At 40.0% G+C, this 16,920-nt stretch carries 18 protein-coding genes and 2 pseudogenes; 13 read left to right on the top strand and 7 right to left on the bottom strand.

What is annotated here, in order from left to right; genetic code table 11:
• The first annotated feature begins 30 nt into the window (after window positions 1-30).
• The 3 genes from ACSQ6I_RS27760 to ACSQ6I_RS27770 all read left to right on the top strand — a co-directional run bounded on the left by ACSQ6I_RS27760 (window position 31) and on the right by ACSQ6I_RS27770 (window position 2,363).
• The gene (locus ACSQ6I_RS27760) at window positions 31-801 is read left to right on the top strand and encodes a mobilization protein (protein WP_438893379.1); all 771 of its coding nucleotides are present in this window, start codon (window positions 31-33) and stop codon (window positions 799-801) included.
• A 194-nt stretch (window positions 802-995) separates the two neighbouring features.
• Entirely contained in the window at window positions 996-1,784 is a 789-nt protein-coding gene (locus ACSQ6I_RS27765) for a DUF6753 family protein (protein ID WP_438893380.1), read from the top strand.
• A 33-nt stretch (window positions 1,785-1,817) separates the two neighbouring features.
• Window positions 1,818-2,363: a hypothetical protein gene (locus ACSQ6I_RS27770; protein WP_438893381.1), complete on the top strand. Its 546-nt coding sequence runs from the start codon at window positions 1,818-1,820 to the stop codon at window positions 2,361-2,363.
• Between the two features lie 95 nt (window positions 2,364-2,458).
• Here the strand turns inward: ACSQ6I_RS27770 and ACSQ6I_RS27775 are convergent, their stop codons facing one another.
• The 3 genes from ACSQ6I_RS27775 to ACSQ6I_RS27785 form a co-directional block, all read right to left on the bottom strand.
• Complete coding sequence (locus ACSQ6I_RS27775) at window positions 2,459-2,848, bottom strand: hypothetical protein (protein ID WP_438893382.1); 390 nt, start codon at window positions 2,846-2,848, stop codon at window positions 2,459-2,461.
• A gap of 186 nt (window positions 2,849-3,034) precedes the next feature.
• Window positions 3,035-3,361, bottom strand: coding sequence for a hypothetical protein (locus tag ACSQ6I_RS27780; protein WP_438893383.1), 327 nt, complete (start codon window positions 3,359-3,361; stop codon window positions 3,035-3,037).
• Window positions 3,362-4,047: 686 nt separating this feature from the next.
• Entirely contained in the window at window positions 4,048-4,671 is a 624-nt protein-coding gene (locus ACSQ6I_RS27785) for a primosomal protein (RefSeq protein ID WP_438893384.1), read from the bottom strand.
• Between the two features lie 410 nt (window positions 4,672-5,081).
• Here ACSQ6I_RS27785 and ACSQ6I_RS27790 point away from each other — a divergent pair, with 410 nt between their 5' ends.
• The gene (locus ACSQ6I_RS27790; RefSeq protein ID WP_438893385.1) at window positions 5,082-6,452 is read left to right on the top strand and encodes an AAA family ATPase; all 1,371 of its coding nucleotides are present in this window, start codon (window positions 5,082-5,084) and stop codon (window positions 6,450-6,452) included.
• Window positions 6,445-6,927 carry a hypothetical protein gene (locus tag ACSQ6I_RS27795; RefSeq protein ID WP_438893386.1) on the top strand — a complete coding sequence of 161 codons (483 nt, stop codon included), beginning with the start codon at window positions 6,445-6,447 and terminating at the stop codon, window positions 6,925-6,927. The genes ACSQ6I_RS27790 and ACSQ6I_RS27795 overlap by 8 nt, the downstream gene beginning before the upstream one ends.
• On the opposite strand, the gene tumE is transcribed toward ACSQ6I_RS27795, so the two are convergent.
• Together tumE and tumA are read right to left on the bottom strand one after the other, a co-directional pair.
• A complete protein-coding gene (gene tumE, locus ACSQ6I_RS27800) occupies window positions 6,928-7,311 on the bottom strand; it encodes a toxin TumE (protein ID WP_438893387.1) in 384 nt (127 codons plus the stop codon).
• The gene (gene tumA, locus ACSQ6I_RS27805; protein ID WP_438893388.1) at window positions 7,301-7,531 is read right to left on the bottom strand and encodes an antitoxin TumA; all 231 of its coding nucleotides are present in this window, start codon (window positions 7,529-7,531) and stop codon (window positions 7,301-7,303) included. Before tumA ends, tumE begins: the two co-directional genes overlap by 11 nt.
• 218 nt (window positions 7,532-7,749) lie before the next feature.
• On the opposite strand from tumA, the gene ACSQ6I_RS27810 reads away from it, so the two are divergent.
• Together ACSQ6I_RS27810 and ACSQ6I_RS27815 are read left to right on the top strand one after the other, a co-directional pair.
• Window positions 7,750-9,336: an AAA family ATPase gene (locus ACSQ6I_RS27810; protein ID WP_438893389.1), complete on the top strand. Its 1,587-nt coding sequence runs from the start codon at window positions 7,750-7,752 to the stop codon at window positions 9,334-9,336.
• A 172-nt stretch (window positions 9,337-9,508) separates the two neighbouring features.
• Window positions 9,509-10,360, top strand: coding sequence for a zinc-dependent peptidase (locus tag ACSQ6I_RS27815; RefSeq protein WP_438893390.1), 852 nt, complete (start codon window positions 9,509-9,511; stop codon window positions 10,358-10,360).
• Between the two features lie 151 nt (window positions 10,361-10,511).
• Here ACSQ6I_RS27815 and ACSQ6I_RS27820 read toward each other — a convergent pair whose 3' ends face one another.
• Window positions 10,512-11,069, bottom strand: coding sequence for a TetR/AcrR family transcriptional regulator (locus tag ACSQ6I_RS27820; RefSeq protein WP_438893391.1), 558 nt, complete (start codon window positions 11,067-11,069; stop codon window positions 10,512-10,514).
• 204 nt (window positions 11,070-11,273) lie between these two features.
• Here ACSQ6I_RS27820 and ACSQ6I_RS27825 point away from each other — a divergent pair, with 204 nt between their 5' ends.
• From ACSQ6I_RS27825 to iscB, 4 genes and pseudogenes are all read left to right on the top strand, one after another.
• The gene (locus ACSQ6I_RS27825; protein ID WP_438893392.1) at window positions 11,274-11,423 is read left to right on the top strand and encodes a hypothetical protein; all 150 of its coding nucleotides are present in this window, start codon (window positions 11,274-11,276) and stop codon (window positions 11,421-11,423) included.
• Window positions 11,424-11,655: 232 nt separating this feature from the next.
• On the top strand, window positions 11,656-12,258 hold the full coding sequence (locus tag ACSQ6I_RS27830; protein WP_438893393.1) for a glutathione S-transferase family protein: 603 nt from the start codon (window positions 11,656-11,658) through the stop codon (window positions 12,256-12,258).
• Window positions 12,259-12,394: 136 nt separating this feature from the next.
• Window positions 12,395-13,357 (top strand): flavin-nucleotide-binding protein, encoded by a 963-nt coding sequence (locus tag ACSQ6I_RS27835; protein ID WP_438893394.1) that lies wholly within the window; start codon window positions 12,395-12,397, stop codon window positions 13,355-13,357.
• 235 nt (window positions 13,358-13,592) lie between these two features.
• Window positions 13,593-14,219: pseudogene (gene iscB / locus ACSQ6I_RS27840) on the top strand (RNA-guided endonuclease IscB); the annotation flags it as partial.
• 63 nt (window positions 14,220-14,282) lie between these two features.
• Here the strand turns inward: iscB and ACSQ6I_RS27845 are convergent.
• Window positions 14,283-15,296, bottom strand: coding sequence for an IS701 family transposase (locus ACSQ6I_RS27845; RefSeq protein WP_438893395.1), 1,014 nt, complete (start codon window positions 15,294-15,296; stop codon window positions 14,283-14,285).
• A gap of 322 nt (window positions 15,297-15,618) precedes the next feature.
• On the opposite strand from ACSQ6I_RS27845, the pseudogene ACSQ6I_RS27850 reads away from it, so the two are divergent.
• Window positions 15,619-16,284 (top strand): annotated as a pseudogene (locus ACSQ6I_RS27850) (HNH endonuclease); the annotation flags it as partial.
• 189 nt (window positions 16,285-16,473) lie between these two features.
• On the top strand, window positions 16,474-16,890 hold the full coding sequence (locus ACSQ6I_RS27855) for a DUF1348 family protein (RefSeq protein ID WP_438893396.1): 417 nt from the start codon (window positions 16,474-16,476) through the stop codon (window positions 16,888-16,890).
• Window positions 16,891-16,920 lie beyond the last annotated feature (30 nt).

The following is a 16,920-nucleotide window of genomic DNA, read 5'->3' on the forward strand; positions in this document are numbered from 1 at the left end:
GATTAGTAAAATCAAAAAGGAGCGAATAAGATGGCTACAATTCACTTCGTTGATGGTGAAAAGGGTGGCGTTGGCAAGTCTTTATTTACCAGAGTTATGGTGCAATATTGCATTGACAATAAATTAGTTTATGAGTTGGTGGAAGCAGACCAAAGTAATCCAGATGTAGGTGCATTTTATCCAAATAATCATAAAATAGCAGTGTTTAGTGAATCAGAGCGCAAGGCTTATGAAGCTGATGAAATCTTTAATTTGGCACTGACAACTTCTGTGATTGTTAATTTACCTGCTCAAGTCTATCCAGCAGTAACTGATTGGATTGAGCGTAATCACATACTAGAAATTACTGGTAAAGATAAGGTCAAAATCCATAAATGGTTTGTTTGCAGTGGTGGATATGACAGTGTGCAGTTATTTATGCAATCTCTCGAACGTTTTGAAAAGAAGATTAAACATATATTTGTCCGTAACTTTGGTTTATGCGATGACTGGAAACACGTAGATGAAAATAAGGATTTAAAGGATTTAATAAAGGCTTACAAAGTAGCTGTGATTGACTTCCCCAAGTTTAGCTATCGAGAAAGGAATATGCTTGATGCCAAGCGGATAAATTTTGCTGCGGCTAAAGATTATGACGAGTTAGGGATATTAGGTAGACAGAGACTGCACAGTTTTTTGAAAAAGGCTGGTGAGGAAATTGAAAAAGCTAAAATTTGGAACCCACCAGCAGCTTCAATTACGCCACCATCAACAAAAGTTGCTGTTAATAACAATAATGGCAGAATTGCCCCTAAAAAATAATTTATTTGACAGGATAATTACGAATTATTTTGTCACTCTCTGTCGTTGTACCCATAATGTTGCCGAAGTGAATTGGAAGCATAAGCAAGCCATTCCGGCAAAATTATCCTTCCACCGACACTCTCCGGTCTAATAGCAAAGCGTGGCTCTATCCATAGATTGGCTCGTTTTCCACTTAATTACGGAGTTATCTTATGAGGAATTCTGATACTGAAGAACTCGATTTAGATGATGATTTTCTGGATTCAGTCGCTGCTAGAGGTAAAGGTTTAAGCCGAATTCCTTACCCAACTTTACTCGATTTAGCCATTCGCGGTAAGGATGATGCTTTCAAAGCTAGGGTTTGGGAAATAGTAGTGCAAACTGGATTAGACCCTGATGACCCCGCATTTCTGATGATGATTGCTACTGGCAGACTACAAGTGTTATTGGAAGACAGTCCTCAAGAAATGGAGTCAATGTTTGACCAGTGGCAAACGCAGCTTTATGACCATCTGCAAAACTATGAAAAAGCAGCAGTCAAAGGACAGCAGAAAGCGATCGCTCACGCAGTCACGACATTAATTAAGCATACAGAATTCGAGCGTGCCATTCATTCAGTTCCATCATTAATTGCAGCTGGAATACTCTTATTGATTACCGCAGCAGTGGGTGGAGTTCTCAGTGTATGGGGAATGCTTTGGTATCAATCTAGCAATTTAGACCCAACTGGTTCACGCCAACTGACTCAACAAGAAGCTAATGCCTTGGAATGGGCAATTACGAATGAAGGCAAGTTTGCTCGCAATTTTATGGAATGGAATCGAGATTTATTGAGTCGAGATAGTGCTGGTCAATTGGCTTGTACTAAGGAAGTGAAACGCTTGGGAGTGACACTGGAAATAGGAGCAAGCAGCAGAAAAGCAGTATCAGGTTTTTGTACTCTTTGGACACAACCTGCCAATCAACGTAAGTTTGTCTCTCAATCAAAAAATAATCGTTAGTTGTTTAATTGTGAAATAGGAGTGAAATAAAAGATGAGTTACAAACCTCGTGCAACTTGGCTATTAGTAATAGGAATAATTCTAGCGGCTTGTACCCCTAATACTGTGGATAAAAGTGGAAAAAGTGAAAGCAATATAGCCAAAGCACAGACTCCCTCTGTACCTAATTATCCACCAATGTATGATGTTGAAGTAAAGGTTTGTGGTAATATCATTGCTCCAGTTAAAGATGGGAAACGCTGTATCAAGCACAATCTGCGTTTGTGGGGACCAGTAGAAGAAGCGAAATTGGTTCAGACAGGTATTCCTCTGGCAGCAATGTCTGCTGTAGATCATAAATTAGCAATTAGCTCTAAAGGCTGTTATCCTGAATATTCTCAACCTTCCCAGCAGCAGTTTTATTGGGCGGATCTCCTGATTTATGTGAATAAAACAGGAAAGAAACCAACAATTGAAGTTAACACAACTCAACTATCTAACCAGCAGATTGACCGGTTGATGACTAATCAGTTTTCTAGTCCAACAATTGCCACCTTTGGTGGTGTTGGTTGTGAGCCTCTACCTACGAAAAAAAAGTAATTTTTCAGCAGGATAACTAGTTTTTACGGGTTAGGGTGGGTGGGCAAAAAAGTTACCCCACATTTAAGTGGGGTGCTGTTTTGAGCAGCAGATACTTAAGATGCTTCAGCAAATCTAGCTGTACGTTGTTGTTTGTGAGCTTTGCGACGTTCGCGTACTGCATCCAAATCTTTCAATCCATAGAAACGTTTAGCATAAGCTAACAGTTCATTTATGGAAGTATCAGCATAGTCCTGGCGAAACTCTGTATTGTGTTCGTTCCAATCAAATTCTTCTTGATTAAACCGTGCTTTGGCAGCGAGTTCTCGTCCACTTTCTTCTCGCAAAACTTCCAGTACCATTAACCGTACTTTGTCTGGATATCCCATGACCTTTTCTAAAGCTTTGATTTGTTGCTGCTGGAGTTTCCGTTTCCTTGGATTTTCCTGTTTCTGAGATTCCATGACTTTTTTCAAAGCTTTGGTCTGGGGCTGATTACGTTGCATACAATTTTCCTTGGATTAACAAATTACTTACATCTCGCAGACATAGCATCGACAGATGCCTTCCAAATTAAAATTCACTCTTTGCGTGCTGGAATTCACTGGCAATTATTGTCTTCAATTCTGCTGTTGGGATTAGATATGTGGAAAATCAAAATGCCCCGATGCAGATAATTCGGGGCATGATAATTAATCTTCAGTTTCTAAATCTTCGTCATCTTCATCTTGGTCAAAATCGTCATCTATCCAGTCATTAGAGTTGTTACTTAAACCATGAAGTCCGTCCATGCGTTTAGAGCGAGCAGCTTTATGAGCAGCACGTCTATCTCGAATTTCGTCCAGATTATTCAAGCCGTAAAGTAGGCGGGCATAATTGATTAATTCTTTCAACGGTGTGTTTATGTAGTCCTTACGAAATTGAGTATTGTGTTTGTCCCAATCAAACTCTTGTTCATTAAATCGGGCGGTAGCTGCTAATTCTCTACCCGATTCTTCCCGTAATACCTCAATTACCATCAAGTGGACTTTCTCCTGATAAGTAAGCAACACGCTTTAAAGCCGGAATGTGCTTGACAATTTTACGTGCTGATTTGGTGGTTTTACGAGTGCTAACCATGAGAATTACTCCTTGATATTTTCGATTTTTCTCATAGAAACAGCATCGAAAGATGCAATTCACTGTAATTTCAATTCGTTGATTGTGTGCAATGTATTATCGTAGGTGATAGAATGAAAGTTTTATCAGAACCTAATACTTTCCGAAGGGATGCACTTGATGTTTTAATCACCTTGTCGATGACTATATTTACTAGATTCAGTCTGTAAATTCACAAATTTTAAGTAATGCGACAGAATGAGTTACACAACTGATTTCTCTGTTAAGAGTTCCCTCTCTGAACGAATGAATTTAATTTTATCCGACTACTTACTAAAAGTTTTTACGAAATGAGATTTATTCAATTTCAGGATTTTCTTGTTCAAATTCAGGAAAAATAACCTGTATTGTTGGCAATACATGGTTATTTTGAGTTATGATTATGCCCAGGGCTATTTCATTCTATATTTAACCAACGAATTTAGGTATTTTCAGCTATCGTGAGATAGAATCCCTGAAGCCCAAAATGACGCATTCTCGTAAATACATAAAATGTCAGATTTTAGAATGAAATAGCCCTGTGATTATGCCAATTGCTAAGAATCAATTAATCATCCTCATCTAAATCGTCATCTTCATCCAAGTCTTCATCGAGTTCGTCATCATCATCCTCATCTAAATCTTCGTCCAAGTCCTCGTCAAGTTCGTCATCCAAATCATCAAGTTCTTCCTCTTCTTGTTCTTGGAAAGAATTGCGACGTTCTAGTGATGCACGGTTGAATTCAACCAAATCAGCTATTGCTTGTTCTGGGTCGGTGCTGATTGTGTCGTACAGCATACTCATGAAGATGGCAACTACTTCTGGTGCATATTGGAGTGTATCTGGTTGTCCAAATAATTTAGGAAATAATTTGGTGTTCCATTTCTGCCAATCAAATTTTTTATTACCACCTTTCTTTTTGACTTGAGCGGCAATATCAAGTCCGAGTTTTTCACGGGCTGCATGACCGACTTTAGTAGAAATTCTGGAGTCCCGTAGCTGTAATTTAATCCCATATTCTTTGAAGATTAAATTTCGCAATTCCTTCAATAAGGCTGATGCTTCCTGTTGTGGTGAAGCCTTTACTGCTTTTGATTTAGTTGCGGAAGCTGTATTATTTGCTTTCGCTGATGTTTTACTGTTAGCTGTGTTGCGAGTATTGCCGTTAGTATGAGTTTTGGCGATTGCCATTTAACTTTCCTCCTTTAAGAAGGTGAATTTTTCACCTCCTTGCCGCAATCGCGGCTTTCATTTCCATTTACTTCCAATTTCCTGATTGAGGTTTCAAATCTATCTTGGCTCTGATACTATTTACACTTGCAAATATCCAAATAAACAAGCAGATTATTCTGGTGATATAGCAATCCGATTTGAGTTATCATAGCTGGCGAGGCGTAGCCATACTGAATCATAAAACAGTCAACATAAGGCATTCACATTTTATTTAGGATTACGATAAATTATGCTTATTCATACTCAATAAAGCCGTAAAAAAGTAAAAAGTTAAACAGAAGCAACAAGAGCGAAGACTGACGAATGTATTTGCTCCCATCTCCTCTTTGCTTCCCTATAAAATCGAGCATTTTGAGGATAATTATGATATGAATACTATGCTAACCGAATTTACCCTCGCCAATTTTAAAAGTTACAGTACAAGCGCAACTCTGAACAGTTCGACAGACTCGCTATCCCACCTGTCGAAGAGCCGATTGCCTCTAGGATCTCTGACTGTCCTAATAGGAGCTAATGCCGCAGGTAAAAGTAACGCCCTGGAAGGTTTGCGGTTTCTGTCATGGCTGGCACAAGGGCAAAAACTCTCTAGTATTCAATATGCAGTGAATAGCGCCGAGCGAGTTGTACGTGGTCGAGTCAATGATTTATGCCATCGAGGAGAATCAAGTTTTACTATCGGTTGCCGTTTAGACTCAACAGAGTGGAACGAACTCAATATAACTCTGAATGTGCGTGATGGAGAACTGCATATCAGTAGCGAACGAATTGTTGACTCGACAAATTCAGTCCCGCTATATGAGCTAAATCAGCCTTCTGAAGGGATAAATACTGATGTTAGTGTCGCGTATAACAATTTTACCAAAGGAAAGAACAAGCCACGAATAACGTGCAGTGATCAAATGGCTATCTTTGTGCAATTAGACAGCCCTGCCCGTTTTGATGCCAAATATGAAAATTCCCAAAAGATAATTCCGGAGACAGTCCGCGAATATCAACGAGTCTTACAGAATATCCTGTTTCTAGATCCCGTTCCCGCCAAAATGCGCGAGTACAGCTTCAAATCTGATAAGCGATTACAAGAAGATGGTACTAATCTGTCCAGCGTTCTTTATCGCTTGTGGGAGAATCAACCGGAAAATCAACAAGCAATTCTCAACTTTATTCAGAGTTTACCAGAACAGGCTATAGATGGGCTAGATTTCCTTGTTGGTCCACGGGATGAAGTCATGGTGCGACTAGCCGAAACTTTTGGTAATACCCGCCGCTATTGTGAAGCCGCATTGTTATCAGATGGCACATTGCGGGTATTAGCGATCGCATCTGCTATGCTATCGGCAACCGAAGGAAGTTTGGTAGTTATTGAAGAAATTGACAACGGCGTTCATCCCAACCGTGCCAAGCATCTACTGTCTAGCATCCGAGATATTGCCGAGCGGCGTAAATTACGAGTGCTGCTTTCCACACACAACCCAGCCTTAATGGATGCTTTACCCGATGCGGCTTTAGGCGATGTAGTCTTTTGTTTCCGAGATCCAGAAGAAGGGAATCAAGGAAATAGTCGCCTGATCAGGCTTGGGGATATGTACGATTTCCCCAGTCTCATATCGCAAGGACCATTGGGACAACTGGTAACTGCTGGGGTAGTGGATAGGTTCGTTAAGTCACCCCATACACCTGAAGATAGAAAACAGCAGGCTCTGGCATGGCTGTCTCGTTTGCAGGAGTACGACAATGAGTAGTATTTGCCTGATTGATACCAGCATATTCCTGGAAATACTCAACGTTCCTAACTATAATCAACATAGAGCATCAGTTCTCGAAGATTTTCAGACCTATGCTCAATCGGGCTGTACTTTTTTGTTGCCTATGGCGACCATTCTCGAAACAGGCAACCATATTGCCCAAAACGGCGACGGCACAATGCGAAGGACAACAGCCCTACGTTTTGTTAAAGAAGTTAAAGAAGCATTTACAGGCGTAGCTCCCTGGCGAACTACTACATTTCCAAACACAACAGAAATAATGTTGTGGATTGATCAGTTTCCTGATCTGGCTGGTAAAAACAAAGCCCCTGATAAACAAGAAGGAACAAGCTTCGGGGATCTCAGCATTATTGAAGAATTTAATAAATCGTGTAAACTTTTCCCCATGAGTGAAGTGTTTATTTGGTCGCTAGACAGGGATTTACAGAGCTATCATCAAAAGCCAAAATGACTATATGAGCCACCCCATCACTTCTTGTAAAACATCAGCTAGATGTGGCTTTTGGCAAGCAATTACGTTGTTAAAAAGATGTTTATGGTGGGGGAAACTAGGCAAGTTGGGAAAGTGTGGTGTACTGTCATAACGAAAAATCAGACTATTTTGCTCATCTTGAAAGTGATAGCGGTAATCAATATATTTAATCTGATTATCTACAACAACAAAGGCTTCACTGACTGCTAGTAAATATCTAATCGCAAAACGTATCCTAATGCGGAGATTAGCCCGCTCTGTCGTTAAAATGACTGCACTATATTCCTCAATGTATGCATTAGAGCAATTGAGTAAAAGTTGCTCAGTTTCATCTAAATACGTTTGGATAAGTTTACGCGACATCTTGGAGTTTGCTGGTTATTTCTTGGTGTAAAGCTAGATAATGCTGATAATTTCCTGCCCATTCGACAAACACTTCATCATCAGAAGTTTCTCCTTGGCTATATTTGGCAAAAAAATCTTCTGAACTCATTTGGAACTTGATTTCATAAACATTTAACTGTTTGGTAAGGGCAATCAACGCATCTAGTGGAGATGTATATTCGATAACTTGTTTACGCATTTATTTATCTGTTTAATTTGATTAACTTAATCATATAGCAATCCTAATCAGATAGACTTTGTGAATATGATTATTGACTACCCTACGTTGCGTTGAAGATATCGCTATTGCTCAAATAAAAAACATAGTCTGCTGGATACTGATAATTGTCCATAAGGCTAAGGCATCAGTAATCAATTTACTCTATAAGGAGGAAGTATGTTGTTCAAACAAGATTAATGAAGTTGACAGATTGGACTGCCTTAGCTAACCAAAATACGGCAATTGTGGCTGTGGAATATCATACCCCTGACAGAATGCAGATTTTACAGCAGTTTTACCATTGGGGTGAGGAACGGTCTTTGTCAGTTTTTCTCTGGAATCCCGGTTACTGCGAACTACAGCAATTAATTCAGCATCAAGGTCAGTACATTTTCCAGTCAACAGATAGGGGTAACAATGAGGATATTCTTCAGTATCTTTTGTCAGACTATCAACCAGGTATTTATTTGTTAGAGGGGATGCTCACCGAAGATAATGGTAGCCAAATTAATCAAAAACTGAGTTATCAATTATTGAATGCTTATCATCAAGCTTTGTGGAGTCAGCAAGATAATTATTGGGTGTTACTAGAAACTTACGTTCAGCTACCTCTAGAATTACAGCCTTTTATTCCGGTGTTGTCTAATCCACTGCCAAATCAAGAGCAGGTGCAATTGATTGTACAGCAGTTTTTTGATAATTGTTTGCATTCGGCTTTAGGTAATGGCTATCCTTGCTCAAACACAGTTTCAACAAACCAAGCATTGCAATTGCTAATTCGTGCCTGTCAAGGTTTACCCAGGGGTGAGATAAATAGGCTACTGAAACAATGTTTAGGTTTTGCTTTGCAGCTTGAGGATATCGCCCAATTAGTTCTTGAGCATAAAATTAACAAATTCAAGGGACGGGGTTTAGAGTACATTGCCCAACCGGATATCCCTTCATCTGCGGGGTTAGATTTATTGGCAACAAGGTTGGAGACTATTACTTATTTACTACAACCAGAAGCACAAACATATAATTTGCAGTTTCCTACAGGAATGTTGTTATGGGGACCACCGGGTACTGGTAAAAGTTTATCTGCCAAGTTAGCAGCTAAGAAAATGGGCTTGCCACTGTTAGCTGCTAATTGGGGTGTACTATTGGGTAGCACTCATCCTGACCGAGCTTTAAAGGAATTTATTGCTTTGGTAACATCCCTTGCTCCCTGCGTTCTCTACTGGGATGATTTTGATAAAGGTTTTGCAGGTTGGGACTCGAATGCAGATGGAGGTATAGCCCGGCGTTTGTCTGCGGCGTTGTTAACGTGGATGCAGGAGCATCAAGAGCCTGTTTATACCATTGCTACTATCAACCGTCTAGAAATGCTACCTGCGGAATTAGTACGTCGTTTTGATGATATCTTTTTTGTGGATTTACCCCATGAGGGGGCAAGATACGAAGTTTTCAATTTGCATTTAGCTAAGTATTTTCCAGCTTTTCCAGGTGATAATTCACCTTGGAGTGATGAGCAATGGCGCAGGTTATTGACTGAGTATAGGATTTGTACTCCAGCCGAAATTGGTAATGCTGTGCGTCGTTGTGCTGAGAACGCTTTTGCTCAAGGTAGAGCAGGGCGAATTGAGTTTGAGGATTTGTTGAAACAGCGATCGCTCTTTACTCCAGCTATGGAGCGAGAATCAGAACAGATGCAAGCTATTCGCAATCAGGCTATTTATGCTCAACCTGTGTCGAGTCAGGATGTTTCACCGTTTGCTTATCAACATCGGGAGTTATTTGAATAAGCTGGTATTATCCTCAATAATTTAGCTAATATATAATTAGCATTTGATTTATGAAATTATCTGTGTAGAGAGTGAATACGGAAAATGTACTGAGGTTTTCAGTAATTAAATATGATTCCTATATATGATTTTAAATTTTTATAAAATATGGCAGTAATGCGACTAACAATCAATGATTGAAACAATTATTGTCTTTGTCATTATTGGGTTAATCATCACGTTAATTTTAGTTAATCCCCTTTTCATTAAAAGGAGAAGAAACAGTCTCAAACGTCGCCCTTTTCCTCCACTTTGGAATGCCGTTATTGAGAATAATCTTCCTATATATCTCTATCTATCATCAGATGAAAGAAGGCGACTTCAAGGACATATTCAAGTATTTTTAACCGAAAAGCAATTTATTGGCTGTAGAGGTTTACAAGTGACAGAAGAAATGAAACTGATTATTGCCGCTGTTGCCTGTTTACTTCTACTTAATGAACGAGGAGAATACTTCCCAAAATTGCGTTCAATTCTAATTTATCCCAGTGCGTATGTTGTCAAGGAAACAACTGCTATTGATAATTATGTTGTTGAGGAAAAGCGTGTAGCCAGACTAGGGGAATCATGGACAAAAGACCAGTTAATATTGTCTTGGGAACAGATAAAACAGGATACTTTTAATTGGCAAGATGGGCATAATGTTATCCTCCATGAATTTGCCCATCAGTTAGATCAAGAAGATGGAAAAGCTGAAGGTGTACCGATTTTACAACGCAATTCTGACTATCCGATTTGGGCTAAAGTGATGAGCGAAGCATATCAACAACTTTGTAACGATGTTCTCCAAGGAGTCAATAATGTCATAGATAGTTATGGTGCAACAAATCCCGCAGAATTTTTTGCTGTAGCGACTGAGACTTTCTTTGAAAAACCACACCAATTGTTATCTCATTATCCGGCAGTTTATCAGCAACTACAACGTTACTATCATCTAGATCCTGTGCAGTGGAATTATCCTTCTCCTGTCAATTTTGGCAAATAAGAAAGCGATACAAGAATTGAGGATTGAGCAAAAGACGTGGTAGCAAGCACTGGTTTTTTAATACCTCTTTTGTCACCCCATCAGATAAAATCGCTCTCCCAATTCGCCTAACTACCCCCTTTTTGATGTCTTCACAAGAACAATCATTCTGTCAGCTTTGAATATCCCGACAGAGTTGTTGCGGTAATTGTTTAATTATTCGCTGAAATGGAGCAAAATCTCGCAATCCGTGGGAAAGAATCAATGCGCCTTGAATGGCGATCATGGCATCTTCTCCGCGTTCCTTTGCTAAAGTTTCATCCAATCCTGCGGTGATAAGGACTTTAGAGATCGCCTCAATCCATTGAGAAAATGCCCAACCAATCTGTGAGTGAAAAAGATCATCACTCGATTGTTCCATCACCAAAACTGCCCATAGGCAGGAATTTTGCCCCGCATTGAAAAAGCGACTCGTTTCCTCACACATGGACTGAAATTTGTCGATAGGTTTTTCCTGACTATCAAGGATCTGCAAAATACTCGCCTCTAGCCACTGATTAACCTGAGCCAGAGCAGCAGCAGCCATTTCTGCCTTACCACCTGGGAAGTGATGGTAGAGACTGGCTTTCCCCAGCCCCGTTGCTTGGGCAATTTTGGAGAGCGTTACACCCTCATAACCATATTGGCGAAACAGTTTGAGCAGAGTTGGCACATAGGTTTGTTTAGACATTGGCAAAAAAGAGGAATTTATCTATTGACAATTATATCGAACGAACGGTACAGTAATTGCATACCGAACGAACGGTACACTAAATAAGCTTCCCAGAGGTTACAGATATGAACCCCACGCCAGGCAACATTCCTCAGATCAAGACAAATAACCGAGTTTGTCAGGATCAGCTTTGGTTCTTATCTTTGCTATTTCCCTTAGAACGTGAATTATTGTCAGCCGACTGCTTACCCTGGCAAAACCTGGAATATTGGTAATTGCCACGGCGCTTTGGCAGCCACCCAAATCTGGCATGATATTCGCCGCACAGAAGACACTAGTACCGCTTTCTCGGAATTAAAAATTGATAATTAAAAATTAAAAAAGCAGATTACATAGGCTTTATAGGGATTTTTAATGGACGTTCGGCGAAGCTCAGTCGAGCCGTTGGTTGATTTCCGCCGTTGTGTACTAGGCGATAGCGTATCCCTGACGGGAGTGCAAAGCACTCAGCGCTCCGTAGGAATCGCCTCTGGTAAATATTCATCTACCATCTCTAGCAACAATTCCAGCCGTTATTTAATCAATACATACTGAAGGAAAAACAATGATTAAGTTACATGGTCACGAAATCTCTGGTAACAGCTACAAAGCCCGTTTAATGTTATCACTGCTAAATCTTGAATATGAATGGGTCAGAGTTGATTTGATGAAGGGTGAACATAAGTCACCGGAATACCTGGCAATCAATCCTTTTGGACAAGTGCCTTTGTTAGTAGATGGAAAAACAACACTTGCTGATGCACAAGCAATTCTCGTATATCTAGCACGACAATATGGCGGTGAACAGTGGCTACCTGTGGATGCACTACCAATGGCACAGGTAATTCGTTGGTTGTCAACGGCTGCGGGTGAAGTGCGTCAAGGTCCAGAAAATGCTCGTCTCTACTATTTATTTGGGGCTGGAACTAACATCAATGTTGAACGGGCAACGCAAAAAGCCGAATTTATTCTCAAGCAACTTGAGCAGCATTTAAGTACACGCAATTGGTTAGAATTTGAGCATCCTACAATCGCTGATGTTGCTATCTATCCCTATATTGCTCTAGCAAGAGATGGCAAGATTGAACTTGATGCCTATCCTCATGTTTTGAATTGGATTGAACGGGTTAAACAACTCCCTGGTTATATTCCCATGTTAGGAATCTAGACAAATGTTAGCCATAATCTTGAATATCACAAATCTAGCAAAGGCACATAGCTTATTAGAGTTTGGAAGAGCGATCAGCAAGGTGATCTTATCTGAATTACGGTAGAAGTTTCTTTAATTTCAGGAGCAAAACACGATGGCAAACCCAGGCTGGTCACGTACCGAATCACCCTTTCACGCAGGTGAACTGGCAATTCAGGCTAGATTTGGAGCGCAGGAGCAGATAGACAAGCAAGGACGGCGAGTGATTCGAGACTATCTCCCCGATCAGCATCGGCAATTTTTTGCCCAACTGCCATTAGTAATTGTTGGAACAGTTGATACAGCCGATAATCTTTGGGCTTCGATTCTAGTGGGAAAACCGGGCTTTATTTCCACTTCTGATAGTCGTACCGTGCAGATTGTGTCCAAACCGCTCTTTGGCGATCCTCTGACAACCACACTCGCCGCCGGCATTAACATTGGCTTTCTCGGCATTGAACTACACTCTCGTCGCCGGAATCGTCTAAATGGGACAGTCATACAAACTCATGCAGATGGCTTTGAGGTGCAGGTGGGGCAAAGCTTTGGTAACTGTCCCCAATACATTCAGTCCCGGATGTTTGAGCTAGACGAGTATGAGGCCGCAGCGCCCAAACCAGTTCATCAGGTAATAACCTTGGGAGCAGTAGAACAAGCCATGATTAGGGAGGCTGATACATTTTTCATTGCCACTGCCTATCAAGACGAATCGGCGGGTGTGGCTGGAGGTGTAGATGTTTCCCATCGAGGTGGCAAAGCGGGTTTCGTGCGGGTGGACGAAGATTGCAGTTTGACTATTCCTGACTTTTCAGGCAATTGTCACTTTAATACCTTCGGTAATTTGGAGTTAAATCCCCGTGCAGGATTACTGTTTGTAGATTTTTCTCAGGGTAATTTGCTTTACCTCACAGGCACTGCCAAAGTAATTTGGGAAGGGGCTGAAATTAGCAGATATCGAGGGGCAGAGCGATTGTTACGCTTCTATGTTGAGCAGGGATATCGGGTGGAAGGTAGTCTTCCCCTCCGTTGGTCAAATCCTGAATTCTCACCCTTTCTCGCTCATACTGGTTCTTGGTAAGAAGTCAGTAACTCAGCCCTAAAGGGACTGAGCTTGTAAGAAATTGCAAGCTGTACTGACCAGTCTAAGTCTTCACTGACTACGTTTTTTGAGTCACGACACCCTGGAATGCGTAGCTAGTTCCCTGCTCTGTCGCTTGTGATTAAACAGTTTCAAAGTCACTGAAACAGTGTTGCAAGCCTAACAAGCTCTTAAAACATTGACGAAGCTAACATTACCTGCAAGGAGGGACTTTATGTCCAAAATATTTGTAATTGATACCGACAAACGACCATTAAATCCAATTCATTCAGCCCAAGCTAGACAACTATTAAGAAATGGTAACGCAGCAGTTTTTAGACGTTTTCCTTTCACAATTATCTTAAAAGAAGCTTGCCCAGATTCTTCGATATCACCTCTAAGATTAAAGATTGACCCCGGAGCAAAGCATACAGGAATAGCATTAATCAACGATGCTACTGGTGAAGTTGTATTTGCAGCAGAATTAAAGCACAGAGGTTTTGCAATTCGAGATGCTTTAACTTCTAGACGACAATTAAGACGTTCTAGACGTACCAGAAAAACTCGTTACAGACAACCAAGATTCTTGAATAGAACCCGCCCAAAGGGATGGTTAGCACCGAGCTTACAAAGTCGGGTTGAGAATATCAAAACTTGGGTTAAGAAGTTGCGCCAATTTGCACTAATTGGGGCGATTAGTCAAGAATTGGTACGGTTTGATATGCAGTTAATGGCTAATCCTGATATTCAAGGTAGGGAATATCAACAAGGAACTTTAGCTGGTTACGAAACCAGAGAATACTTACTAGAAAAGTGGAATAGACAATGTGCCTACTGTGGAGTGAAAGACGTTCCTTTTCAACAGGACTTACGCAACTGGCACAAAATAACAGCGTGACTGAGCGAAGCCACGTAGTCATTGAAATCAAATCAAAGACATATGAACATCTGGACGTTTTAATTGCTGAATTAGATAATTAGACAGTAAATTATGCTTGATTTTATAAATAGTTTGACCTGTTTGATAGGCTAAATTTTTTAATCTCAGCCAAACCAACATAGCACAAGCAATATGATTTCTTTGAAGACGTGCTTTACGACATTGACATGATTCAATGCCAGTCAATTGTTTAATTTCTCGGTGAAACTCCTCTATTTTCCAACGGATTTTACACACCTGTTGTACAACATCCGTAGAACTTTGAGATAAATCGTTAGTTGCGACGTAATCCGTTCTATCGGTAGAGATAGTAACCCGGAATAATTTCACTTTTTTGTCAGCAGGGAACGCTTTGATTTTTATTATTTTACCACATTCTAAATCCTCATTACTCCATTCTAATAATTCAATATTTTTATATTTTTCTTTGCCGAAAGTATCATCAACTAAACGATTAGTCTTCAAAGGACAATAGTAAATTTTATCTAAACTCTCAATATAAAGCATTAAATTATTTACTGCATACCACGTATCCATTAAAACAGTCTCAAATGGGATAAGCTTTTGATATACAAGGTTTTGCAGCATATTTTTAACATGGTCTATCTTGGTTAAACCATCGTTCTGAGGATCAAAAATCCGATAATCAATCACCCAAAAATTTTGAGTTTTAGGATTCACATATATGCAACTAACTATTCCTATTCCTCTAACAATACCATGTTCATTACCACTGTATTGTCTTCGGACTATTTCTATTTTTTCTGAGAATCTTTTATCTAAAACTGTATCATCAAAGATGATATAAGCATCTTCATCAGGGACAATTAAATTTTTTACATTATCCCACAGTAAACGAGGTGTTAATTTTTCTTTTCTTAAATAGTAATTAATTTTATCATGACTAATATTTTGCAAATGCTCTGCTAAATTAGTGATTGTATAGTTAATTTGACTACTGAGTAGGTAATGACAATAATCCAGTTTCGTGAATTTCATATACAATCATCAAGCAACTATTAAAAGATACCTATTATTATCTCACTCAAAGTAGGATAATCATATTTTTATTACTTATGATATTTGTCGTGAGAATTGGCGTTTTAAATATTTGTAACTCAGGTAATATCCAGGTTGCTACTTCACAGTTTCCAGACCAATTGTGCCACTCATTTAGCCTTCAATGATATAAGATATCACTAGGTTATACTGTCTTCATGAGGAGTATGATTAAAAGTGAGATCAGGACAGGCGTTTACAGTTTTCTATGATCTATTTTGCCGCGCACTCACCTCTCACTCTTTATGCCAGTTGCGTAAGTCCTGTTCAAGTAGAGCATATTCATCCACGAGCCAAGGGTGGTAGTGATTCAATTATAAACCTCGCTTTAAGTTGTGAACAATGTAACACCAAAAAAGGAACGAAAGATATCAAAGATTTCCTCAAAAAAGATCCATCAAAATTGGAAAAAATCTTGAAACAAGCAAAAAGACCACTGGCTGATGCAGCCGCAGTAAACACAACTCGTTTTATATTACTATTCGTTTTGAAAGCGACTGGATTACCTGTAGAAACGGGTTCAGGAGGTTTAACTAAATTCAATCGTAGTCAACAGAAACTAGAGAAAACTCACTGGATTGACGCGGCTTGTGTTGGTCAATCAACTCCAATTCTCAATATCAAAGGTGTTAAACCATTGCTAATTACAGCTAATGGTCACGGCACTAGACAATCTTGCAGAACTGACAAACATGGATTCCCAAATCGTCACTGTTCTAGAACTAAATTTCATTTTGGTTTTCAAACAGGAGACATCGTTAAATCAGTCGTCAAAACTGGTAAAAAAATTGGCGAATATATTGGAAGAATTGCTACTCGCGCGACAGGAAGTTTCAATATCTCAACTAGAAATGGATTAGTCCAAGGAATTAGTTATAAAACCTGTAAAACTATCCACAAAAAAGATGGTTATGGCTACTCAAATTAAAAGATTCAATGCGGTTAAAACCGTGGTCAGTGAGCTTGTCGAACTGCCCGTGTCGCGGCTGGTGATCTGCGTCGAACCATCCCTCTCAGCACTGAAGTGTCTGAGTTTCCCACTTACCGCGAGGTCTTATGATTAATCGAGTATAGGAAATAACTATTAAGCTGCACACAGATTCAGGAACATGGCTTCATGGAAACTAAACCCCCTCTGCCTCCGTTTACCTTAGAAACTGCTCAAGCCAAAGTCCAAGCGGCTGAAGATGCTTGGAATACCCGTGATCCAGAGCGGGTTGCCCTGGCATACACGGAAGATTCTCAGTGGCGGAATCGCTCCGATTTTTTTAGTGGACGAACCGCTATTAAAGAGTTTCTTCAACGCAAATGGGCAAAAGAACTAGACTACCGCTTAAAAAAAGAACTCTGGTGCTTTATGGATAATCGGATTGCGGTGCGATTTGAATATGAATGGCACGATGATTCTGGTTCTTGGTATCGCGCCTATGGCAATGAAAACTGGGAATTTGCCGAAAACGGGCTGATGATGCGGCGTTTTGCCAGCATTAATGATATCTCTATTCAGGAGAGCGAGCGAAAATTTCGATGGTGATTAACCATCTTTGGTATGAAGCAGAAATCA

Source organism: Anabaena sp. WFMT (assembly GCF_051781005.1).
GTDB lineage: Bacteria > Cyanobacteriota > Cyanobacteriia > Cyanobacteriales > Nostocaceae > Anabaena.